This window comes from Pseudomonas purpurea (assembly GCF_039908635.1).
Classification (GTDB): Bacteria; Pseudomonadota; Gammaproteobacteria; order Pseudomonadales; family Pseudomonadaceae; genus Aquipseudomonas; species Aquipseudomonas purpurea.
This window is the reverse complement of the sequence record NZ_CP150918.1, coordinates 2,959,897-2,980,869: the sequence shown is the minus strand read 5'-3', so window position 1 is coordinate 2,980,869 and position 20,973 is coordinate 2,959,897. Positions and strand designations below refer to the sequence as shown.

19 protein-coding genes and 1 pseudogene are annotated in these 20,973 nt (G+C 60.0%); 7 read left to right on the top strand and 13 right to left on the bottom strand.

Annotation, left to right across the window (positions count from 1 at the left end; genetic code table 11):
- Positions 1-105: 105 nt before the first annotated feature.
- Positions 106-1,257 carry an acyl-CoA dehydrogenase family protein gene (locus AABM54_RS13435; protein WP_347900406.1) on the bottom strand — a complete coding sequence of 384 codons (1,152 nt, stop codon included), beginning with the start codon at positions 1,255-1,257 and terminating at the stop codon, positions 106-108.
- A 3-nt stretch (positions 1,258-1,260) separates the two neighbouring features.
- Positions 1,261-2,369, bottom strand: a pseudogene (locus AABM54_RS13430) (enoyl-CoA hydratase/isomerase family protein).
- A 457-nt stretch (positions 2,370-2,826) separates the two neighbouring features.
- Between AABM54_RS13430 and AABM54_RS13425 the strand changes: the two are divergent.
- The 7 genes from AABM54_RS13425 (at position 2,827) to astA (ending at position 8,690) form a co-directional block, all read left to right on the top strand.
- Positions 2,827-3,606, top strand: coding sequence for a transporter substrate-binding domain-containing protein (locus tag AABM54_RS13425; protein WP_347900405.1), 780 nt, complete (start codon positions 2,827-2,829; stop codon positions 3,604-3,606).
- A gap of 75 nt (positions 3,607-3,681) precedes the next feature.
- The gene (locus tag AABM54_RS13420) at positions 3,682-4,407 is read left to right on the top strand and encodes an ABC transporter permease subunit (RefSeq protein ID WP_347900403.1); all 726 of its coding nucleotides are present in this window, start codon (positions 3,682-3,684) and stop codon (positions 4,405-4,407) included.
- Positions 4,404-5,114: an ABC transporter permease gene (locus tag AABM54_RS13415; RefSeq protein ID WP_347900402.1), complete on the top strand. Its 711-nt coding sequence runs from the start codon at positions 4,404-4,406 to the stop codon at positions 5,112-5,114. The genes AABM54_RS13420 and AABM54_RS13415 overlap by 4 nt, the downstream gene beginning before the upstream one ends.
- Positions 5,115-5,177: 63 nt before the next feature.
- Positions 5,178-5,939 (top strand): ATP-binding cassette domain-containing protein, encoded by a 762-nt coding sequence (locus AABM54_RS13410; RefSeq protein WP_347900401.1) that lies wholly within the window; start codon positions 5,178-5,180, stop codon positions 5,937-5,939.
- 12 nt (positions 5,940-5,951) lie between these two features.
- On the top strand, positions 5,952-6,428 hold the full coding sequence (locus AABM54_RS13405) for an Lrp/AsnC family transcriptional regulator (protein WP_071550219.1): 477 nt from the start codon (positions 5,952-5,954) through the stop codon (positions 6,426-6,428).
- 292 nt (positions 6,429-6,720) lie between these two features.
- Entirely contained in the window at positions 6,721-7,659 is a 939-nt protein-coding gene (gene ctlX, locus AABM54_RS13400; protein WP_347900399.1) for a citrulline utilization hydrolase CtlX, read from the top strand.
- Positions 7,656-8,690 carry an arginine N-succinyltransferase gene (gene astA / locus AABM54_RS13395; RefSeq protein ID WP_347900397.1) on the top strand — a complete coding sequence of 345 codons (1,035 nt, stop codon included), beginning with the start codon at positions 7,656-7,658 and terminating at the stop codon, positions 8,688-8,690. The genes ctlX and astA overlap by 4 nt, the downstream gene beginning before the upstream one ends.
- Here the strand turns inward: astA and AABM54_RS13390 are convergent.
- From AABM54_RS13390 to arnB, 11 genes are all read right to left on the bottom strand, one after another.
- Complete coding sequence (locus tag AABM54_RS13390; RefSeq protein ID WP_347900396.1) at positions 8,687-9,400, bottom strand: HPP family protein; 714 nt, start codon at positions 9,398-9,400, stop codon at positions 8,687-8,689. The two genes, astA and AABM54_RS13390, sit on opposite strands and share 4 nt — an antisense overlap.
- 242 nt (positions 9,401-9,642) lie before the next feature.
- A complete protein-coding gene (locus tag AABM54_RS13385; protein ID WP_347900394.1) occupies positions 9,643-10,179 on the bottom strand; it encodes a GNAT family N-acetyltransferase in 537 nt (178 codons plus the stop codon).
- Positions 10,180-10,221: 42 nt separating this feature from the next.
- On the bottom strand, positions 10,222-11,826 hold the full coding sequence (locus AABM54_RS13380; RefSeq protein ID WP_347906192.1) for a phospholipid carrier-dependent glycosyltransferase: 1,605 nt from the start codon (positions 11,824-11,826) through the stop codon (positions 10,222-10,224).
- Positions 11,827-11,853: 27 nt separating this feature from the next.
- Entirely contained in the window at positions 11,854-13,218 is a 1,365-nt protein-coding gene (locus AABM54_RS13375) for a UDP-glucose/GDP-mannose dehydrogenase family protein (RefSeq protein ID WP_347900392.1), read from the bottom strand.
- Positions 13,215-13,628: a 4-amino-4-deoxy-L-arabinose-phosphoundecaprenol flippase subunit ArnF gene (gene arnF / locus AABM54_RS13370; RefSeq protein ID WP_347900391.1), complete on the bottom strand. Its 414-nt coding sequence runs from the start codon at positions 13,626-13,628 to the stop codon at positions 13,215-13,217. Before arnF ends, AABM54_RS13375 begins: the two co-directional genes overlap by 4 nt.
- A complete protein-coding gene (arnE, locus tag AABM54_RS13365) occupies positions 13,625-13,969 on the bottom strand; it encodes a 4-amino-4-deoxy-L-arabinose-phosphoundecaprenol flippase subunit ArnE (protein ID WP_347900390.1) in 345 nt (114 codons plus the stop codon). Before arnE ends, arnF begins: the two co-directional genes overlap by 4 nt.
- On the bottom strand, positions 13,966-15,615 hold the full coding sequence (gene arnT, locus AABM54_RS13360; protein WP_347906107.1) for a lipid IV(A) 4-amino-4-deoxy-L-arabinosyltransferase: 1,650 nt from the start codon (positions 15,613-15,615) through the stop codon (positions 13,966-13,968). Before arnT ends, arnE begins: the two co-directional genes overlap by 4 nt.
- Positions 15,612-16,496, bottom strand: coding sequence for a 4-deoxy-4-formamido-L-arabinose-phosphoundecaprenol deformylase (gene arnD / locus AABM54_RS13355; RefSeq protein WP_347906106.1), 885 nt, complete (start codon positions 16,494-16,496; stop codon positions 15,612-15,614). The genes arnT and arnD overlap by 4 nt, the downstream gene beginning before the upstream one ends.
- Positions 16,496-18,487, bottom strand: a complete 1,992-nt coding sequence (arnA, locus tag AABM54_RS13350; RefSeq protein WP_347906105.1) for a bifunctional UDP-4-amino-4-deoxy-L-arabinose formyltransferase/UDP-glucuronic acid oxidase ArnA — start codon at positions 18,485-18,487, stop codon at positions 16,496-16,498. Before arnA ends, arnD begins: the two co-directional genes overlap by 1 nt.
- Positions 18,484-19,503, bottom strand: a complete 1,020-nt coding sequence (arnC, locus tag AABM54_RS13345) for an undecaprenyl-phosphate 4-deoxy-4-formamido-L-arabinose transferase (protein ID WP_347906104.1) — start codon at positions 19,501-19,503, stop codon at positions 18,484-18,486. The genes arnA and arnC overlap by 4 nt, the downstream gene beginning before the upstream one ends.
- Positions 19,500-20,648, bottom strand: coding sequence for a UDP-4-amino-4-deoxy-L-arabinose aminotransferase (gene arnB, locus AABM54_RS13340; RefSeq protein ID WP_347906103.1), 1,149 nt, complete (start codon positions 20,646-20,648; stop codon positions 19,500-19,502). The genes arnC and arnB overlap by 4 nt, the downstream gene beginning before the upstream one ends.
- Positions 20,649-20,973 lie beyond the last annotated feature (325 nt).

Genomic DNA, 20,973 nt, shown 5'->3' with positions numbered 1-20,973 from the left:
ACCTGAGAAATCGAGTTGAACTCAAGTTTTGAAAAGTTTGAAGGTCGGCACCCTCTCCCCAATGGGGAGAGGGTGGGTTTCAAGAACCCACCCCATTTTCAGCCATCACACCAGGTAGTTCTTCAACTCCCGCGCAATCACCATCCGCTGTATCTCGCTCGACCCTTCGTATATCTGCGTGATCCGCGCATCGCGGTAGTAACGCTCCACCGGGTAATCCTCCAGGTAACCGTAGCCGCCATGAATCTGCATGGCCGACGAACAGACCTTCTCCGCCATTTCCGAGGCAAACAGCTTGGCCTGCGAGGCTTCTGACAAGCATGGCTTGCCGGCGCTGCGGAGCCGGGCGGCGTGCAGGATCAGCAAGCGTGCCGCATTGATGCGGGTGTGCATGTCGGCCAGCAGATTGGCGATGCTTTGGTGCTCGATGATCGGTTTGTCGAACTGCACCCGGTCTCGGGCGTAGGCCAGCGCGGCTTCGAACGCTGCGCGGGCGATGCCCAAGGCTTGCGCGGCGATACCGATGCGACCGCCTTCAAGGTTGGACAGGGCAATCGCCAGGCCCTTGCCACGTTCACCCAGCAGGTTGGCTTCGGGGATGATGCAGTTGTTGAGCGTCACCGCGCAGGTATCGGACGCACGGATGCCCATCTTGTGTTCGGTGCGGTCGACGATAAACCCCGGGGTGTCGGTCGGCACCAGGAACGCGGACAAGCCTTTCTTGCCCAGGTCCGGATCGGTGACGGCAAACACAATGGCCAGTTTCGCGCGCTTGCCGTTACTGACGAACTGCTTGGCGCCGTTGATCACCCACTGGCCCTCGCGCAACTCGGCACGGGTACGCAGGTTGTGTGCTTCGGAACCGGCCTGGGGCTCGGTCAGGCAGAAGCAACCGATGGCCTGACCGCTGGCCAGGTCTGCCAGCCAAGTCTGTTTCTGTTCTTCCGTGCCGTAGTTGAGCACCGGCCCGCAACCCACCGAGTTATGGATGCTCATCAGCGCGCCAGTAGCGCCGTCACCCGCGGAAATTTCTTCCACCGCGAGCGCATAAGCGACGTAATCCACGTAAGTGCCGCCCCATTCCTCCGGCACCACCATGCCGAGCAGGCCGAGTTCGCCCATTTTCGCCACCAGAGCGTCGTCGATCCAGCCAGCCTTTTCCCAGGCCTGGGCATGGGGCGCGATTTCGCCACGGGCAAAGTCGCGGGCCATGTCGCGGATCATCACTTGTTCTTCAGTCAATTCGATATCGTGCATGGCTCAGTTCCCGTTCTGGTCGAAACCGCTGAAAAAACTCGCGACGTGCTGGGCGTCCAGCGCCTGCACCGTCGGTGGGTTCCAGCGTGGGTTTTTGTCTTTGTCGATCAACAGGGCGCGCACGCCTTCGATCAGGTCACCGCGTTCGAACCACTGGCGATCCAGATGCAGCTCAAGGGCAAAGCAACCTTCAATGTTCAGGTGCCGACCGCGACGCAGCATTTCCAGGGTCACGGCCATGGCCAGCGGCGAGCGGCTGTCGAGCAGGTCGGCGGTGGCTTTCGCCCATTCATGGCTCTCGGCGACGGTGACTTCACGCAGTTGTTCAATAATGCTCGGTACGTCGGGCAAGGCAAAGAAGTGGTCGATGGCCGGGCGCAGAACCTGCAACGGTGCATCGGGAAGATGCTGAACCGCCAGTTTCGCCAGCAGACCTTGCAAGTCCTTGAGCGGGGTTTCGTGCCACACGAGGGTGTCGAGGCGTTGATCCAGCTCGGCGAGCCGGGCGCTTTCCAGGTACCAGTCGGCCAGCCCGCAATACAGCGCATCGGCCGCGCGGATCTGCACGCCGCTGACACCGAGGTAAATCCCCAACTCACCGGCAATGCGCGGCAGGAAGTAGCTGCCGCCAACATCCGGGAAGTAACCGATGGCCACTTCCGGCATCGCCAGGCGACTGCGCTCGGTGACCACCCGCAGGTCGGCGCCTTGCACCAGGGCCCCATGCCGCCGCCCAGGACAAAACCGTCCATCAGCGCCAGTACCGGCTTGCGGTAATGGTGGATGGCCAGGTCCAGGGCATATTCCTCGACGAAGAAGTCCTGATGCAGGGTCTCGCCGTTTTTGAAGCTGTCGTACAGCGAACGAATGTCGCCCCCGGCGCAGAAGGCTTTTTCACCGGCACCACGCAACACCACCGCATGCACTTCGGCGTCTTCGACCCAGGCATCGAGTTGGCGGTGCAGGCTGCGGACCATGTCCAGGGTAATGGCGTTGAGGCCGGCGGGGCGGTTGAGGGTCAGGTGACCGATGTGGTTGCGCACGTCAGCCAGCACGTCGTCTGGCCGGGCATCCATGGACGGGGTTGCCTGGGATTTAACCTGAGCAGTCATCACTAACTCCCTGCTTTTATTGTTCTTTATAGAAGTGTTCGCGCGCGAACGATCCCGGATCGTAACAGTGCAAATTTGCGATGTACAACCGGGATAGATGCAGGTCCGGTCTGCATTTTTGCAGCATGGGCATGGGTATTTAGCGCTGGACGGCCCACGGGCAGCGATCACGACCGATTCGGCTGTGAAAGAGCCTTTATCAGCATAAGCGGGTTGTCTGCGCAGGCGCTAACGACACCTCCCGGCCGTCGTCTGTTGGCATTCTGGCGGTCCGAGCAAACCTGTCTGCGTCAAGGGTTTCAAGGCGAGGTGCGCAGCGTTGTCGACACGCCACCCCGGAAAAACAATAAGAACGCTGCTGCGGCGCATGCCGCAACGACTCTATGTTCCTGCCCATAAAAGCGGCCCGGCACCCCAGCCTGGCGGCGATAACTCCAAATAAATCGGGACTCTGAAGATGAACAAATCATGGCTGACCCTGCCTGTGCTCGCGTTGTTGCTCTGTGCCTCCGGCGCCCAGGCCAAGGAGTGGAAAGAACTCCGATTCGGCACCAATCCCAGTTATCCGCCCTTTGAATCGAGCACCGCCGATGGCGGTGTGCAAGGCTTTGGCGTGGACCTGGGCAATGCGATCTGCGCCGAACTCAAGCTCACCTGCGTCTGGGTCAGCAATGATTTTGACGGGTTGATTCCCGCGCTCAAGGCCGGAAAGTTCGACGCCATCCAGTCGTCGATGACCGTCACCGAGGCGCGCAAAAAACAGATCGATTTCTCCGACCGTCTGTATTCCGGCCCGACCGCCATCGTCACCCGCAAGGATTCGGCGCTTGAACCCACCGCCGAATCGCTCAAGGGCAAAACCCTGGGCTTCATGCAGGGCACCATTCAGGAGTCCTACGCACGGGCCAAACTGGCGTCGGGCGGGGTGAAACTGCGGGCCTATCAGAATCAGGATCAGGTTTACGCCGATCTGGTCTACGGCCGTCTCGACGCTTCCATCCAGGACAAACTGCAAGCGCAGATGAGCTTCCTGGAGTCGCCACAAGGCGCCGACTTCAAGAACAGCGAAGGCATCAGCGACCCGTTGATTCCGTCCGACATCGCCCTTGGCATCCGCAAGGACAACGAAGAACTCAAGAGCATGCTCAACGGGGCCATCAAGGCCCTGCACGAGAAGGGCATCTACGCGCAGATCCAGCGCAAGTACTTCGGCGATCTCGACCTCTACAACAACTGATCCCCACGCCCTCGACACCGTGCCGTCACCAACGGCGCGGCGCCGGGCGGTGGCGCATCGATACGAGTGACTTTCGTGACGACCTTCCTCAATGCTCTGGGCCTGGATTTCCCGGCCCTGCAAGGCTATGGCCCACTGTTGCTGCATGGCACGTGGGTAACGATCAAATTGTCGGCGCTGTCGCTGCTGGTGAGCATGCTTCTGGGCCTGCTGGGTGCAGCAGCCAAGCTGTCGCCGCTGCGTATCCTTAACGTGCCGGCGACCTTTTACACCACGCTGATCCGCGGCGTTCCGGACCTGGTCCTCATGCTGCTGATTTTCTATAGCCTGCAAGGCTGGTTGAGCAGCCTGACCGAAGCCATGGGTTGGGCGTACATGGAAATCGACCCGTTCGTGGCCGGGATCGTGACCCTGGGCTTCATCTACGGTGCGTATTTCACCGAGACCTTTCGCGGGGCGATGTTGAGCATTCCCCGTGGCCAGCAAGAAGCGGCCGCCTCCTTTGGCCTGGGGCGCTGGCAGCGATTTCGCTTCGTGGTGTTCCCGCAGATGATGCGTTTTGCCTTGCCGAGCCTGGGCAACAACTGGCTGGTGCTGCTCAAGGCCACGGCGCTGGTGTCGATCATCGGCTTGTCGGACCTGGTCAAAGTGGCGCAAGAGGCCGGTAAAAGTACCTTCAACATGCTCGATTTCCTGTTGCTGGCCGCAGCGCTGTACTTGTTGATTACCAGTGCGTCGAATTATGTACTGCGCGTGCTTGAGCGGCGCTATAACCAGGGCGTGCGGGGGATGGCGCGATGATCGAGTTACTGTCCGAGTACTGGAAGCCGTTCCTGTTCAGCGATGGCTACAACCTGACCGGCCTGGCCATGACCCTGTGGTTGCTGGTGGTGAGCATCGTGCTGGGCTTCATTCTGTCGCTGCCGCTGGCGATCATGCGGGTGTCACGTTGGGGGCTGCTGCGCTGGCCGGTTCAGCTGTTCACCTATGTGTTTCGCGGCACGCCGCTGTATATCCAGTTGCTGATTTGCTACAGCGGCATCTACGGGATCGCGGTAGTGCGCTCGCAACCACTGCTTGAAGCGTTCTTTCGCGACGCGATGAATTGCACCTTGCTGGCGTTCACCCTCAACACCTGTGCCTACACCGTCGAGATTTTTGCCGGGGCGATTCGCAGCATCCCCTACGGTGAAATCGAGGCGGCCCATGCCTACGGCTTGAGTGGCTGGCGCCTGTACCTGCGGCTGATTCTGCCATCGGCGCTGCGCCGGGCACTGCCGTATTACAGCAACGAAGTGATCCTGATGCTGCACGCCACGTCCGTGGCATTCACCGCGACCATCCCGGACATCCTCAAAGTCGCCCGCGACGCCAATGCCGCAACCTTCATGACCTTTCAGGCCTTCGGCATCGCCGGTTTGTTGTACCTGGCGTTGTCGTTTGGCCTGGTCGGTGCCTTTCGCCTGGCGGAGAAGCGCTGGCTGAATTTTCTCGGGCCGGCTCACTGATCTTTTCCTATTTTCTTTCTATCCAGAGCGGCGTCGATACGGGCGCCACTCCAGGAGTGATGCATGTACAAGCTGACGGTTGAAAATCTGTATAAACGCTTTGGTGACAACGAAGTGCTCAAAGGCGTCTCGTTGAAAGCGCGGGCCGGTGATGTGGTGAGCATGATCGGCGCCAGCGGTTCGGGCAAAAGCACCATGCTGCGCTGTATCAACTTTCTGGAGCGGGCCGACGAGGGCGCCATTGAGCTGGAGGGCGAGCGGATCGTGACCCGGCCGGCACCGGGCGGAATGCGGGTTGCCGACCCGGCGCAGTTGCAGCGGTTGCGCACACGGTTGGCCATGGTGTTTCAGCATTTCAACCTGTGGAGCCACCTCACGGTGCTGGAAAACATCATGCTCGCGCCTTGTCAGGTGTTGGGCGCCAAGCGCAAGGAGGCTGAAACCGCCGCCCGGGTGTATCTGGACAAGGTCGGCTTGCCGCAGCGGGTGGCAGATCAATACCCGGCGTTTTTGTCCGGTGGCCAACAGCAGCGCGTGGCGATTGCCCGCGCGTTGGCGGTGGAGCCGGAGATTCTGTTGTTCGATGAGCCGACCTCGGCTCTGGACCCGGAACTGGTGGGTGAAGTGTTGAAGGTGATTCAGGCCTTGGCCGAAGAAGGCCGGACCATGCTGATGGTGACCCACGAAATGGGCTTTGCCCGGCAAGTTTCCAGCCAGGTGCTATTCCTGCATCAGGGGCGGGTCGAGGAGCAGGGTGACGCGTCAATTCTCGACCAGCCGAAAAGTGAACGTTTGCAGCAGTTTTTATCGGGCCGTTTGAAGTGAGGCAAGACATCCATGGCGGATATCCGCGACCTGTCGATTGTGCTTGATCGTATCGATCAGGCGATTATTGAAGTGCTGCGCCACGAAGGGCGCATCACCTACCAGAAGCTCTCCGAACGCGTGCACCTGACGCCCAGGCCCTGCCTTGAACGGGTGCGCAAGCTTGAACAATTGGGCGTGATTCGCGGCTACGGGGCGATTCTCGACGAGAAGAAACTGACGCCGGGTTTGTCGCTGCTGGTGTTGGTGGCGTTGTCGAACCAGAGCGGGCGGGCCGCGCAGAAAGCGTTCGAAGCCAAGGTGCGTGCCTGCCCGCAGGTACTGGAATGTCAGTTGATCAGTGGCGCCTTCGACTACAGCCTGCGCATGCGTTGTCGTGACATGGAGCATTACCGGGTGCTGACCGAAGTCTGGTTCGACGACCCGGACCTGCACATCGACAAACTGGTCAGCCACCCCGAACTGGCGATGGTCAAGACTTCCACCTAGACACGATCGTTCCCACGCTCTGATCCTCTGCAGGAGCAGGGGAGCGCCTAGCTCTTGCCAGCGAAGCGGTCTCGCGGACGCCATCGCTGGCAAGCCAGGCTCCTACGGTTTTGAGCGGCCGTAGCGAAACGATCATCACAGCCACCAGGCTCTTCATTTTCCTCCTGCAAAATCGGCTGAAAACCCCTGCGTTTTCAGCCAAATCCAGCACCGCCATCCTTTCGATCAGCCGGGTTTTTCCGGCGCCGAATCACACAATGAGCACCTCTCAACCCTCATTGATTCTGTGCCCATGCAAACCACCAATACCGTTTTGATGATTCGCCCGACACGGTTCTCCTTTAACCAGGACACCGCCGCCAACAACCGTTTCCAGCGTCCGGCGGACGTGGCCGAAGACGTGCAACTCAAGGCCTTGCAAGAGTTCGACGGCTATGTCGCGGCCCTGCGTGAGCACGGGGTTGAAGTGCGGGTGCACCACGACAGCGAGGCACCGCACACCCCGGATTCAATCTTTCCCAACAACTGGTGGAGCAGCCATCCCGACGGCACATTGGTGCTGTACCCGATGCAGGGCCATAACCGTCGTCTGGAGCGTGACAAAGGCGTGCTCGACTGGCTGCGGGACGACTATCACGTCGACCAATTGCTCGACCTGTCCAGCCTTGAACAACAGGAAGTGTTCCTGGAGGGCACCGGCAGCATGGTGCTGGATCGCACGCAGCGCATTTGCTACGCCGGTTACTCGACCCGCACCCATGCCCAGGCCTTGCATCAGGTGGTCGATCACCTCGGGTATGAGCTGTGTGCGTTCAACGCGGTGGACCGGCACGGCGTGGCGATTTATCACACCAACGTGATGATGAGCGTCGGCAGCCGCTTGGCGGTGGCGTGCCTTGAGTCAATTCGTGATCACTCGCAACGTGCGACCTTGCGCGCACGGCTAGAAGACAGCGGCAAACAGGTCATGCCCCTGAGCTGGGATCAGTTGGAGTCGTTCGCCGGCAACATGCTGGAAGTGCACAACGCCGCGGGCGAGCCGTTGCTGGTGATGTCACGCACGGCCTGGAACTCGCTGGACGCAAACCAACGCCGCTTGATCGAAAGCCATGCCCGGCCGCTGCCGGTGAACATCGACACCATTGAACGCATTGGCGGCGGCAGCGCGCGCTGCATGCTGGCCGAAGTCTATTTGCCTAAACGCATGACCCCACAGGAGCTCTCCCGATGATCGTTCGTCCTGCAAACATGACCGACCTGCCGGCGTTGCTGGCCCTGGCCCACAGCGCGGGCACCGGTTTGACCACGTTACCGGCCGACGCCGTGCGTTTGCGTCAGCGGCTGGTGTGGGCGGAAAAGACCTTTGCCGGTGAGGCTGAACGTGCCGACGCCGATTATCTGTTTGTGCTTGAAACCGACAACGGCGAAGCCGTCGGCATCTGTGCGCTGGCCGGTGCGGTCGGGTTGCGCGAGCCCTGGTACAACTATCGAATGGGGCTGTTTGTCGCAGCGTCGAAAGATCTGGGGATCAACCAGCAATTGCCGACGTTGTTCCTGGGCAACGACATGACCGGGCATTCCGAGCTGTGTTCGTTGTTCCTGCACGCCGGGCATCGCAGTGGTTTGAATGGGCGCTTGTTGTCCAAGGCACGGTTTCTGTTTCTCGCCGAGTTTCGCCAGCAGTTCGGCGAAAAAGTGATTGCCGAGATGCGCGGCTACTCGGATGAGGAGGGCGTGTCACCGTTCTGGGAAGGCCTTGGGCGGCACTTCTTCAAGATGGATTTTGCCGACGCCGATTACCTCACCGGATTGGGCAACAAGACTTTCATCGCCGAACTGATGCCCAAGTTCCCGCTGCCGACCTGCCTGCTGCCCGAAGCCGCGAGGACGGTGATCGGCCGGGTTCATCCCAACACCGAACCGGCGCTGGGCATGCTCAAGGCTGAAGGGTTCGAGCACAAGGACTACATCGATATCTTCGACGGCGGGCCGCTGATCGAGTGCGCGACCGGAGACATTCGTGCGGTGCGTGACAGCCAGGTGTTGCAATTGAGCATCGGCACGCCCGGTGAGCAAGCGCCGGTGTACCTGATTCATAACCGCCAGTTCGCCGATTGCCGGATCACTGCCGCACCGGCGCGGGTCGCTGCCGGTACGTTGATTGTCGATGCGCAAACAGCCAAGGCACTCAGGTTGACTGCCGGCACCTCGGTGCGAGCGGTCAGCCTGGCGGTGCCGGCGCGGCAGTTGTCGGCGGCTTAACGCTCAACCCGGTGGGCGAGCACTTCACCGATGCTGCGGCGTTTGGCGTGGAGTTCACTGGCGTGGATCAACTGTTCAAGGTTTTCGGGGGTGACGTCGAAAAACGCTTGCAGATCGGCCAGGGCCAGTTTGAGATCCTCGGCGGTAATCGCCAGTGTGTCTGCGGGCGGATGATCGCCGGGCGTCACGGCCGCAGGCTCGCTGTGGCCCTTGGGGTAGCGGATGCGCGTCAGGTTGTTGTAGACCAGCGCGCTGGCCAGCAAACACGCGGCGCTGAGCATCACCGGCCCGAGTGCGCGCCAGTCCATGGCGATGGTCACCGGGTCCGCGAGTACCAGCAACAAGGCCAACGCCCCGGCCGGTGGGTGCAGGCAACGCAGCCAGCACATCAGCACCAGCGCCATCCCGGCGGCCAGGCAGGCACTGCCCAGCGTGCGCCCGAGTAGATGGGCCACCAGCAGCGCCACCCCGGCCGCGCAAAGATAACCGCCGAGGATCGACCACGGTTGGGCCAGCGCACCGGAGGACACCGCGAACAGCAACACCGCGGAGGCGCCCAGTGGCCCGATCAAGTGCAGCGCCACGTCCATGCCGAAGACTTTACCGCACATCCAGACACTCAAGAGCGTGCCCAACGACATGCCGATGGCCGCGCGGCTCCATTCGGTGGGGCGGGTATTGATAGCAGCAGGAAACCAGCGAGCAAGCATGACGGGAACGATCCAATAGCAGAGAGCGGGCAAAAAGAAGGGCTTGTCTGGATCACCAGAAAGCCCTTTAAGCGTTCCAACATTTGGGGGAGGAACCGGCACAGTGTGCCGCCCAATCCAACTCCTGACAAATTCATATTAATGCGCATTGAGTGCATTAATTTTGCACTATATGGACTCAGGTTCCGCTATGACGCCGAATCCTTATGCGGATATGCCGGGGGAGCAATCGGGGGCAGCGCTTAACCGGGCATGATCGCTGGCCGGATAACGTAGCGCATGGCGCAGCGCCGTGAGGGTGGTAGCCCGTGCGTGGCTTCGTCGTGCAGAACAGCGGTTAAACGCGGGCCAATCTGTTCGGCGGCCAGGGTTTCAAATCCAAACCGCTGATAGAAAGCCTCATTCCATGGCAGTTCACGGAACGTGGTCAAGGTCATGGCCGCCAACCCTGAATGACATGCAGACGCCAGGGCCGCCTGCAACAATTGTCGACCCAGCCCCAGGCCTTGAAACCGGCGGCTGACCGACAGTTCCTGAATGTGCAGTTCGTGATCGAAGATCTCGGCACTGAGAAAACCCGCGACCGTGTCTTCGTCTGCCATGGCCACCCACACGGCGGCGCAGGCGATGTTATGCGCATGCTGGGCTGCGTCGGGGACGGGCTCATCGGCCAGCCAGGCGAGTTCCGGGACCTGGCGAAACAGTTCGGCGGCAGAACGCTCGATGCTGGGCAGCGCTTCAGCATCGGCTAAACGGGCAGGGCGGACAGTGGTCGTCATGGGGCGCTAGCTTAAGCAGGCGCCCCCTTGTTGCGCAACCTGTTAGGGTTGCGCTGACGGCCGATGCAACAGCACATAATCGCTCTTGTCGAAGCGACCGCTGAGCACGGGCGCAAGGGCTCCGATTGGCGAGTCTTGCAGCGACTGATAGTCGGTTTTATCCATCACGATCCAGGCCGGCCCGGGTACGTTTTCCAGTTCCTGGGCGGATCCGGTGAAGACCGGCAACAGGTCCTGTTCGATGTTGACCATGAACTTGATTGCTCGCGCGTCTTTGCCCATGGCGTGCAGTACCACTGGCGCCGGGTCTTTCTGGATCAGGGCAAACGCTGCGCGAGTGAACGTGCGGGTGTCATAGAGCGTACGCTCGACCGGCTCGAACACCAGAATGTAGGTCGACCACAACGCCAGCACCGCAGAGAACGCCAGGCCGACAGCCCGCCATTGGGGTTTGAACAACAGCGCCAGCGCGATCAGTTGCAGCACCGCCAGCGTCACCAACGCCGGTGTCAATGCGGTCAGGTGCTCAGGAAAACGCCGTTGCGCGAACAGCAGGGCGCCGATCAGCAGCGCAGGCATCAGCAACCACAGGCCTTGCATCAAGCCGCGCAACCAGAAGAACACCCGACCCTGTGCAACCTGGAATGGGTACGCCGCGATAATGGCGGCCATGGGCAGCATCGGCAGCAAGTAGCGTGCTTTTTTCGCCTGGGGCACCGACAAACCGACCATCACGATCAGCCCGGCAGCGGCGCAGTAGCGCAACAGATTCAATGCCGGCCCGCGATCCTGTCGTCCCGCCACAGCGACGGCGATCAACACCAACACCGCCAGTGGGTACGCCAGCGCATAGTTACCCATCGAGCTGGTGAAGTAATAAAACACCCCGCTGGAGCCTTCGCTACCGTCCATGCGCCCCATGAACTGCATGCGAATCACGTCCTGCACAAATTCTGCGCCGCCGCTGCGTTGAGCCAGCCATAGCAGCAGCCCGACACACCCGAGCAGCAGCACCGACGCCAGCAGCCCGAAACCGAGCATGCGCCGCCATTGGCCATTGATCAGGTAGTAGCTGCACAACATGCCGGTTGGAATCACCAGGCCGATAGGCCCGCGAATGCCAAAGCCAAGCAGTAACAGCGCGAACACCAGGATCATTCTTCGTGGCGCACCGAAATGGTCGCAGCTGTACCCCAGGTAAAACACCGTGAACGCCACCGCCGCCAGCATCTGGTCCAGCGAAACAGCGCGGGTTTCGGTGACGAGGGTGTTGGTGAGCATCAGCAGCGCAATACTCAGCAACGCCCAGCGTTTGGAGTACGGCGCAACAAGGCGATAGATCAGCACCACGATCCACGCCGCCGCCAGGGCGCTGGGCAACCACGCGGTCAGGGCGTTCACCCTGCCGAACGGCAACGACAACCCATAGACCAGCAGCGTGCTGGTCGACGAGTAATCTGCGTAAGGCTGGCCATAAGTGGTCGGAAAGAAGCCAGGCCCGTGGCGCAGCATTTCCTGGGCAAACAGCACAAACCTTGAATCGAAGCCAATGGCTTCCTGCTGATAGACGCCGGCGATGAACAGCAGTAACGCCAGCAGGCCAAGTCCAAGGGATTGCCAGTGAATCTCTGTCGATCGTGGAGTTATCAATCCATGCTCCCGTGCCCTGTCGGCTTAGGCTGGCCACTGCTGGTGAGGAATCGGCAAATTGCGTGACTCGCCACGCCCGATCGGGAAGTACAGGAAACCGTTGCGCGCCAGGCGCTCGGCGTCGTACAGGTTGCGGCCGTCGAAAATCACCGGCGCAGTGAGGCGCCCTTGGATCAGGTCGAAATCAGGGGCTTTGAACTGCTGCCATTCGGTGCAGATAATCAGCGCATCGGCGCCGGTCAGCACGGATTCTGGTGTGCCCATGAGCATCAGTTTTTCTTCGTTCGGGTACAGCTTCTGGGTTTCCTGCATCGCCTCCGGGTCAAACGCCCGAACAGTGGCCCCGGCGGCCCAGAGGGATTCAAGCAGCACGCGGCTTGGCGCATCGCGCATGTCATCGGTGTTGGGTTTGAAGGCCAGCCCCCAGACCGCGAAGGTCTTGCCACGCAGATCGCCCTTGTAGAACGCGTTGATGCGCTCGAACAGCTTGTGTTTTTGCCGTTCGTTGATGGCTTCGACCGCTTGCAGCAAGTCGCTGGAGCAATGGGCTTCTTCGGCGCTGTGGATCAAGGCGCGCATGTCTTTGGGGAAACAGGAACCCCCATAACCGCAACCTGGGTAGATGAAGTGGTAACCGATCCGCGAGTCGGCGCCGATGCCAAGGCGTACCGATTCGATGTCGGCCCCCAGGTGCTCGGCCAGTTCGGCGATCTGGTTGATGAAGCTGATTTTGGTCGCCAGCATGCAGTTGGCGGCGTACTTGGTCAGCTCGGCGCTGCGCAGGTCCATGAACATGATGCGGTCGTGGTTGCGGTTGAACGGTGCATAGAGGTCACGCATGACATCGCGTACTTCATCACGTTCGCAACCAATGATGATGCGGTCGGGGCGACGGCAGTCGGAGACGGCCGTGCCTTCCTTGAGAAATTCGGGGTTGGAGACGATATCGAATTGCAGCGAGCGCCCGGCCTGTTGCAGGGCCTGCTCGATGTGGGCGCGCAAGGTGTCGCCCGTACCCACCGGCACAGTGGATTTTTCGACCAGTATCAGTGGCTGTTCGCGATGGCGAGCCACGGCGTCGCCAACCGACAGCACGTAGCGCAGATCTGCCGAGCCATCTTCCCGGGACGGTGTACCCACGGCGATGAACAGCACCTCACCGTGTTGCACCGCGAGTTTTTCATCGTGGGTGAATTGCAGGCGCTTGGCTTCCAGGCTCTCGCGTACCAGGCTCGCGAGGCCGGGTTCAAAAATGCTCACATGTCCTTGTTGCAGCAACTCGACTTTTTTCGCGTCGATGTCCATGCAGATCACATCGTGGCCGACTTCAGCCAGTACCGCGGCTTGAACCAGACCAACGTAACCACTACCAAATACACTGATTTTCATGGGGTATTCCTAAGATCGGGCACACGGGCAGGGCGAGAGTTGATGGTGATCACCCCGAGGATGACCAAGGCCACCCCAAGGGTTTTTGAAAGACTGAAGTGTTCGTTGAACAACGGCAGGCTGGCCGCCAGCACGTACACCAGCGCATAGCTGATGCTCAGCAGGGAGTAAGCCCGGCCCAGCGGCAGATCGCGCAAGGCGCAGAGCCAGCAGAGCATGGACAGGGCATACCCGATGATCGATGCCAGTACGACGCCGATTGCCAGCAGATCGACCGTACCGTCGCCCAAGGCTTGCAGCCATTGCTCGGGGTGGGGCAGGCGACTCATGCTCCAGCGCATGCCCAACTGGGCGGCACTGACCAGCAGCACACTGCCCATGGCATAACCGATACCGCGACGAAGGTTCATGCGTGACTCCCGAGCAGAACAACGCCTGCAATAACCAGGGTTACGCCAAACCAATGGCGCCGGTCGACGGCTTCATGAAAGACAAAACGTGCCACCAACGTCACCAGCACAAAATTGAGGCTCAGCATCGGGTAGGCGATACCGACTTCCAGACGCTGTAGCACCAACAGCCACACCAGCAAGCCAAAACCGAGGCAGGCCAGCGCCAGCCACAACCAGGGCGAGAAGAGCTTCTCGCCCCAGCCGCAGTCTTTGCCGCGCCAGCTTTCAACGGCGTACTTCTGGGCAATTTGGCCAGCACACGTCAGCAAGCACGCTGTCAGGAGCAAAAACAGGGTCATGGCGCACTCTGGGCGAAAATCAGAATGACCATCTTGCCTTGCTCATAACGCTTGGCGTCCTTGGGCAAGACGTCGAGTTCCTGCACCTCGTCGGCACCCTTGACGCGCATCACCACGCCCACCGAGCCCTTTTTACGTGCGTCGGTCATCCATTGCTGCACCTGTTCGACGTTGACACGCCGGGTGCTCGCTTCCGAAAAGGCCAAGCCATATTTCAGCTCGCCGACGGAGTTATACAAGGTCACTTCCGGGCGTTGCAGGCGCCAGGCCAAGGCCGATGCTGCGCCCAGGTCGTTACTCAGCAACGAAGTCGTTTGCCCCAGTTCCTGGGCATGGTCGATGATGAATTGATCGGGCATCTTGTTGTACACCACCGAGTTAGGCAGCCCGGCGGGCAGTACCGCCATCAGCAACAAACTGCCGAAGGCCGGTGCGGCCCAGCATTGCAACGGCCGCATCAACTGCAGAAGGTTGGACAGAATCCAGCCGATCAGGACGATGTAGACCAGCACCACGTGGTGCATTTCATCGACATACAGCGGCTTTTTCAGTTGCAGGTACACCACGGAGAGCAGGGTGATCATGCCCAGCGTCACGTTCAGCAAACCGTTGAGCGTCAATACCCGACTCTGTTTGAGCTGCAAGCGCTCTACCAGGGTATTGCCCATCAACAGGGCCAGCGGTAACAGGCAAGGCAGGATGTAGGTTGGCAACTTGCCTTTGCTCAAGCTGAAAAACGCCAACGGCAGCAGCAGCCACAGCAGCAGAAACCCAGTATTGGCGTGGCTCCTGGACTGCCATGCCTGTTTCAGTGCGACGGGCAGCAACGCAACCCAAGGCAGGCTGAACCCTACCAGCAAGGGCAGGTAGAACCACCAGGGCGAGGCGTGCTGTGCGTCATCGCCGGAAAAACGCCGAATGTGCTCATGCCAGAAAAAGAAACGCCAGTAATCCGGTTCCTGTGCGTGTACCGCCAGGGCCCAGGGCAGGCTCACGGCAATTGCCACGACGATTGCCAAAGGGCCGTAGATCAACAGTTCGCGCCAGCGTTTCTGCCAGATCATCCAGGGCAGGGCGATCAACACCGGCAACAGCCAGGCCAGAAAGCCCTTGGTCATGAAGCCCATGCCGCAGGCCAGCCCCAGCACGGCCCAACTCGCCAGCCGTGCGCTGCGTTGAGTGCTGTCCAGGGCGAACCACAAGGCGACCAGGCTCAAATTGACCCAGAACGTGAATTGCGGATCGAGGTTGGCGTAACCCGCCTGACCGACAATGATGGCGAAGCTCATGTACAGCAGGGCGCAGGTGAAGCTTTTACGCGGATCGCGCCACAGCCGTCGGGCAATCAGATAGGCCAGCAATACACTGAGGCCGGTGCTCAAGGCCGAGGCAATGCGCACGCCAAAGAGGTTTTCACCGAAAATCGCCTGACCGATCGCCATCATCCAATAGCCGGCAACAGGCTTCTCGAAGTAGCGCAGGCCCATGAAGTGCGGAGACACCCAATTGCCACTCAGGAGCATTTCCTGACTGATCTGGGCATAGCGGGTTTCATCTGGAATCCACAAGCCATGGGTGCCCAACGGCAGCAGGTAAGCCAGTGCAAAAGCAACCAACAATAAGGGCAAAGCCCAGCGCCTGGTCATGCTCCCTGTACTCCCAGCCAGCCTTCGCGGCCCTCCAGCGCGCCACGTATTACGCGACCCTGGGGCAGGGTGGAGGGCTGGGCAGGCAGCCGATCACCCAAGGGTTGGAACTGGATATCACGCTCGCGTGCGTCGACCAGTAGTTGACGGAAATCGTTGGCCATCAGAATCCCTTCTACCTCTGCATGTATCGTATAAACGTTCAGCTTCGAGGGGCTGAATCGATCCAGAATGAATGCGTTGAACGCCCGAGCGTCAACGACCGGCCCGACCACCTCATCGAAAGTGGGCAAGTCGACCGGAATTTGCGGCGTGCCGAGGCTGCCGTCTGCCAGCCGTGGCTGGAACAGGCTTTGTCCGCGACAGTCGCTGTTGTAACGAAAGCCAAAACGTTGCTTGGCCTCGATCACGCGCTCGTCGGCACGCCAACCGGCGGCAGCCGAGCAATCCACTTTCTGGCCGAGAATGTCGCTGAGGGTGTCGACACCGCGGCGAATCTGCTCGATCAGGTCGGCGTCGCTCCAGCGTCCGGCATTGGCTTGCCAGCCGTGGTGGTCCCAAGCGTGCAAACCGACTTCATGGCCCGCCGCGAGGGCCTGGCGCATCAGGTGCCCCAGGTCTCGACCGATGGGTTTGCCGGGCCAGGCAGTGCCGGCCAGCAAAATGTCCCAGCCGTACAGACCCGCCGCATTGGAGCGCAGCATTTTCCAGAGGAACTGCGGACGGATGAGGCGCCATAAATGGCGCCCCATGTTGTCCGGACCCACACTGAAGAAAAACGTCGCCTTGACCTGTGCTTCATCGAGCATTTCCAGCAACCGGGGCACCCCCTCACGGGTGCCTCGATAGGTGTCGACATCGATTCGAAGACCTGCCTGCATCAGCGCTTGTCCGCGATTTCGAGCATGGCCTCGCGCAGGAAGAAGTCCAGGGTGTTACCGATGGTTTCGCTCATCTCGACCGTCGGTGTCCAGTCCAGCAGGCGCTTGGCGTTCTGGATGCTTGGCTTGCGGTGGGACACATCCTGATAACCCGTGCCGTAGAACGCCTTGCTCTCGATGTCACGGAAACCGGCGAATGGAGGGAAGTTGCCGCGCAGTGGGTGCGCCTCGAACTGGCGCAGCAGTTCTTCGCCCAACTGGCGGATGCTGGCTTCGTTTTCGGGGTTGCCGATGTTGATGATCTGACCGTTGCAGGCATCATTTTCGTTGTCGATAATGCGCGCCAGCGCTTCAACGCCATCCGCAATGTCGGTAAAGCAGCGTTTTTGCTCGCCACCGTCGAACAGACGGATAGGCGTGCCTTCCACCAGGTTCAGGATCAACTGGGTGATTGCACGGGAGCTGCCGATACGCGCCGAATCCAGACGGTCCAGGCGCGGGCCCATCCAGTTGAATGGACGGAAGAGGGTGAAGTTCAGGCCTTTCTGGCCGTAGGCCCAGATCACGCGGTCCAGCAACTGTTTGGAGACCGAGTAGATCCAGCGCTGCTTGTTGATCGGGCCGACGATCAGGTTGGAGGTGTCTTCGTCGAAGTTTTGATCCTGGCACATGCCATAGACTTCGGAGGTCGACGGGAAGATCACGCGCTTGTTGTACTTGACGCAGTAGCGAACCAGTTTCAGGTTCTCTTCGAAGTCCAGTTCGAATACGCGCAGCGGGTTGCGGGTGTATTCGATTGGCGTGGCGATGGCCACCAGCGGCAGAACCACGTCGCACTTCTTGATGTGATATTCGATCCACTCGGAGTGGATGCTGATATCGCCTTCAACGTAGTGGAAGTTCGGATGGCTGCGCAGGCGCTCGATGGCGTCGGAGCCGATGTCCAGACCGTAGACGTCGTATTTTCCGTCGCGCAGCAGGCGCTCGGACAAGTGGTTACCGATGAAGCCGTTGACGCCAAGGATCAGCACGCGAGTGCGACGCGGGGCACGGCCCGACTCGGCGCCACGCAGTACGGAGCCGTCAACCAGACCCAGTTCGTTGGCCAGTTGTGGCCCACTGAGGTACAGGCCGTTGTCGTTGCGCTGGCCAGAGGTGACAACCAGGGAATCTTCACCGCAAGCAATACGCAGCGGGTCCACACTGATCACACGGCCCGGCGCCAGGCCTTCGTTACCCTTGGCGACTTCTGCGCTCCAGACAATCAGCTTGTGCTCGCCCACGTCGCAGAAAGCGCCAGGGTAGGGCTGGGTAACCGCGCGAACCAGGTTGAACAATTCTTGCGCAGGCTTCTTCCACAGCAATTTGCCGTCCGCCGGGGTGCGACGACCGAAAACAGTGGCTTTGGATTCGTCCTGGGCGGTTTCGGTGGTTTTACCCTGGGCCAGCAGCGGCAGGGTGTCACGCAACAGGTTGGAAGCAGCTTCACGCAGCTTGGCGTGCAGGCTCAGAGCGGTGTCGGTACGGTCGATGGCAACGCGTTGCTGGGCAACGATTGCGCCGGCATCGGCACGCTTGACCATGCGGTGCAGGGTCACGCCGGTTTCTTTTTCACCGTTGACCAGCACCCAGTTGGCCGGCGCACGGCCACGGTAGGTGGGCAGCAACGAGCCGTGCAGGTTGAACGCGCCTTTGCTGGCGGTGGCCAGCAGCGGCTCGGACAACAGGTTGCGGTAGTAGAACGAGAACAGGTAGTCCGGGTTCAGTTTGGCGATGCGCTCGATCCACAGCGGGTGGTTGACGTCTTCCGGTGCATGCACCGGAATGCCTTTGCGTGCGCAGAGTTGGGCGACGGAGCCGTAGAAGGCGTTTTCCTTCGGGTCGTCTGCATGGGTGAACACGGCGGCAATTTCGTAACCCGCATTCAGCAGGGCTTCAATGCCAGCGCAGCCAATGTCGTGATAGGCGAAAACAACAGCTTTTGAACTCATGAGGAAACCTGATCGGAGGAAGTGGAAGTGAGACCGTCGACGATGACGACAGGAGCAATCGGAGCGGGTTGGCTACGCAACACCTTCTCAATGAAGAACCGTGGGCGGGCCCGAACATCGCTGTACATGCGCCCCAGATATTCACCCAGCAGGCCCATGCCGATGAACTGGCCACCGGTGAACACAAACAGTACGGCGAACAGTACGAACGTACCGCCACCGGCCCAGGTGGCACCAAACATCAACCGCAGCATGATCAGCGTGAAAGCAAACAGCGCACCCAGCGCGGCCATGCTGAAGCCGATAATGCTCAACAGGCGAAGCGGGGTGGTGGTCATGCACGTGACGAGATCGAACATCAGGTTGATCAGGCGCATCGGGCTGTACTTGGACTCGCCGTGCTCACGCTCGGCGTGTTGCACCAGAATCTCGGTGGTGTGGCGGGCAAAGCTGTTGGCCAGGATCGGAATGAACGTGCTGCGTTCACTGCAAGACAGCATGGCGTCGACAATGGTCCGTCGGTAGGCGCGCAGCATGCAGCCATAATCGCTCATGGCAACGCCGGTTGAGCGTTGCACGGCAAGGTTGATCAACTTCGACGGCCAACGCCGCAAAGCAGAGTCCTGACGATTGTTACGTACGGTGGCGACGACGTCGTAGCCCAGTTCGGCTTGTGCAACCAGTCGCGGAATTTCTTCAGGCGGGTTTTGCAGGTCGGCATCAAGGGTGATGACCACATCACCACGGCACTGTTCGAAACCTGCCATGATCGCAGCATGCTGACCGTAGTTGCGGTTGAGAATGACCGCCACCACCGGGCTGCCTTCACGCGAAGCGGCTTCTTCGAGCAACTGTGCAGAGTTGTCACGGCTACCGTCGTCAACCATGACTATTTCATAGGCATGCTTGAGTTGCTGGCAGGCCGCTTCGGTGCGGCGCAGCAGTTCGGGCAGGCTTTCTTCTTCGTTGTAGACCGGGATAACGATCGATACACAGTTGATTGGGTATGGCTTCAAAGGCTTGTGTCCAGAATGTGTTCAATGGCACCAACGACGCGTTCGACGTCGTTCGTGGTCATGTCGGGGAACAGCGGGATGGAGAGCAGGCGCGCCGAGTTCCATTCGGTATTGGGCAAGTGAACGTCCGGGAAACGCTGGCGGTAATAGGTGTGCAGGTGCGTAGCGACGAAATGGATGCCACTGCCGATATTTTGCTCTTGCAGGGCCTTCATGAAGGCATCGCGATCCAGCCCGCAGCGTTCAGCGTCGATACGCAAAATGAACAGGTGCCAGGCGTGGTGTTGTGGGTAGGATGGTATGCTCAGCGGTTGTACCGGCAAGCCTTCCAGTCGTTGCAGATAGGTTTTCGCCAGATCGGCGCGCTTGGCATTGATTTCGTCGAGGCGCTGTAACTGCACCAGTGCAATGGCCGCGTTGATATCAGCCAGGTTGTACTTGAAACCCGGCTCGACCACTTGGGCCTGGGGTTTACGGCCATGAGTCAGGCGGTCATAGGCGTCAACGCCCAGGCCATGAAACTTAAGCATGCGCACCCGGTCAGCCAATGCCTGGTCATCACTGACAAACATCGCGCCTTCGGCACAGGTCATATTCTTGATGGCATGAAAGGAGAAGATCGCCGTGCCTTGGGCACCAATAGCGCGGCCACGATACCGAGTGCCAGCCGCATGGGCAGCGTCCTCGATCACCGCAATGCCGTGTTTGTCCGCCAATGCGTAGAGCGGATCCAGATCAAACGCCGCACCCGCGTAGTGCACCGGAATGATTGCCTTGGTACGCGGCGTGATGGCAGCTTCGATGCTCTGTACGTCGCACATCAAGGTGTCGCGATCAACGTCAACGAACACCGGCGTGGCACCCAACAGACAGATCATGTTGGCGGTCGAAACCCAGGTTTGCGAGGGCGTGATGACTTCATCGCCCGGGCCGATTCCCAGTGCCAGCAGCGTAATGTGCATGCCGCCGGTGGCCGATGAGAGCGCTACAGCGTGTTTACACCCCACGTACTGCGCGAATTGCTGTTCCAGTTCCTGGTTCTTGGGCCCGGTTGTGATCCAGCCCGAGCGTAACACCTGCTCTACAGCCGCTATTTCTTCGTCGCCAATACTCGGGCGAGAGAAGGGGAGAAAAGCCTGACTCATGAGGACCTCATGTCTGGAAATATCGTCATCCATCAGCGCGAATCAGAACGCTATGCGCTGTTTCGCAGCGTCATCGGGTAGAGCGTAGTCGAGCAAAATGAAAACGCTATCAATAAGTTAAGCAATTTTTCAGGTCGACCACTCGAATTGACTTTCTGTCAGTAGCACGGCAGTTTGGACGACCACAAAGACTCGCTGCGGATCGACAGAGATTAAGCGCGAAAATGTGAAAGGGACATGAAAAACCGGTGTGTAGATTGTTTATCTGCGACTGAGACAGCCCGTGTTCAGGCTTCTGGCATCCGCGACGGTTCTCTCAGGCAGT

Excerpts from the sequence above, each read along its gene's own strand:
- AABM54_RS13375 (WP_347900392.1), bottom strand. The coding sequence starts at position 13,218 with ATGAAAATCAGTGTATTTGGTAGTGGTTACGTTGGTCTGGTTCAAGCC.
- AABM54_RS13385 (WP_347900394.1), bottom strand. The coding sequence starts at position 10,179 with ATGACGACCACTGTCCGCCCTGCCCGTTTAGCCGATGCTGAAGCGCTG.
- arnF (WP_347900391.1), bottom strand. The coding sequence starts at position 13,628 with ATGAACCTTCGTCGCGGTATCGGTTATGCCATGGGCAGTGTGCTGCTG.
- AABM54_RS13435 (WP_347900406.1), bottom strand. The coding sequence starts at position 1,257 with ATGCACGATATCGAATTGACTGAAGAACAAGTGATGATCCGCGACATG.
- AABM54_RS13425 (WP_347900405.1), top strand. The coding sequence starts at position 2,827 with ATGAACAAATCATGGCTGACCCTGCCTGTGCTCGCGTTGTTGCTCTGT.
- astA (WP_347900397.1), top strand. The coding sequence starts at position 7,656 with ATGATCGTTCGTCCTGCAAACATGACCGACCTGCCGGCGTTGCTGGCC.
- AABM54_RS13390 (WP_347900396.1), bottom strand. The coding sequence starts at position 9,400 with ATGCTTGCTCGCTGGTTTCCTGCTGCTATCAATACCCGCCCCACCGAA.
- arnE (WP_347900390.1), bottom strand. The coding sequence starts at position 13,969 with ATGACCCTGTTTTTGCTCCTGACAGCGTGCTTGCTGACGTGTGCTGGC.
- AABM54_RS13405 (WP_071550219.1), top strand. The coding sequence starts at position 5,952 with ATGGCGGATATCCGCGACCTGTCGATTGTGCTTGATCGTATCGATCAG.
- AABM54_RS13410 (WP_347900401.1), top strand. The coding sequence starts at position 5,178 with ATGTACAAGCTGACGGTTGAAAATCTGTATAAACGCTTTGGTGACAAC.
- arnA (WP_347906105.1), bottom strand. The coding sequence starts at position 18,487 with ATGAGTTCAAAAGCTGTTGTTTTCGCCTATCACGACATTGGCTGCGCT.
- AABM54_RS13415 (WP_347900402.1), top strand. The coding sequence starts at position 4,404 with ATGATCGAGTTACTGTCCGAGTACTGGAAGCCGTTCCTGTTCAGCGAT.
- arnB (WP_347906103.1), bottom strand. The coding sequence starts at position 20,648 with ATGAGTCAGGCTTTTCTCCCCTTCTCTCGCCCGAGTATTGGCGACGAA.
- ctlX (WP_347900399.1), top strand. The coding sequence starts at position 6,721 with ATGCAAACCACCAATACCGTTTTGATGATTCGCCCGACACGGTTCTCC.
- arnT (WP_347906107.1), bottom strand. The coding sequence starts at position 15,615 with ATGACCAGGCGCTGGGCTTTGCCCTTATTGTTGGTTGCTTTTGCACTG.
- arnD (WP_347906106.1), bottom strand. The coding sequence starts at position 16,496 with ATGCAGGCAGGTCTTCGAATCGATGTCGACACCTATCGAGGCACCCGT.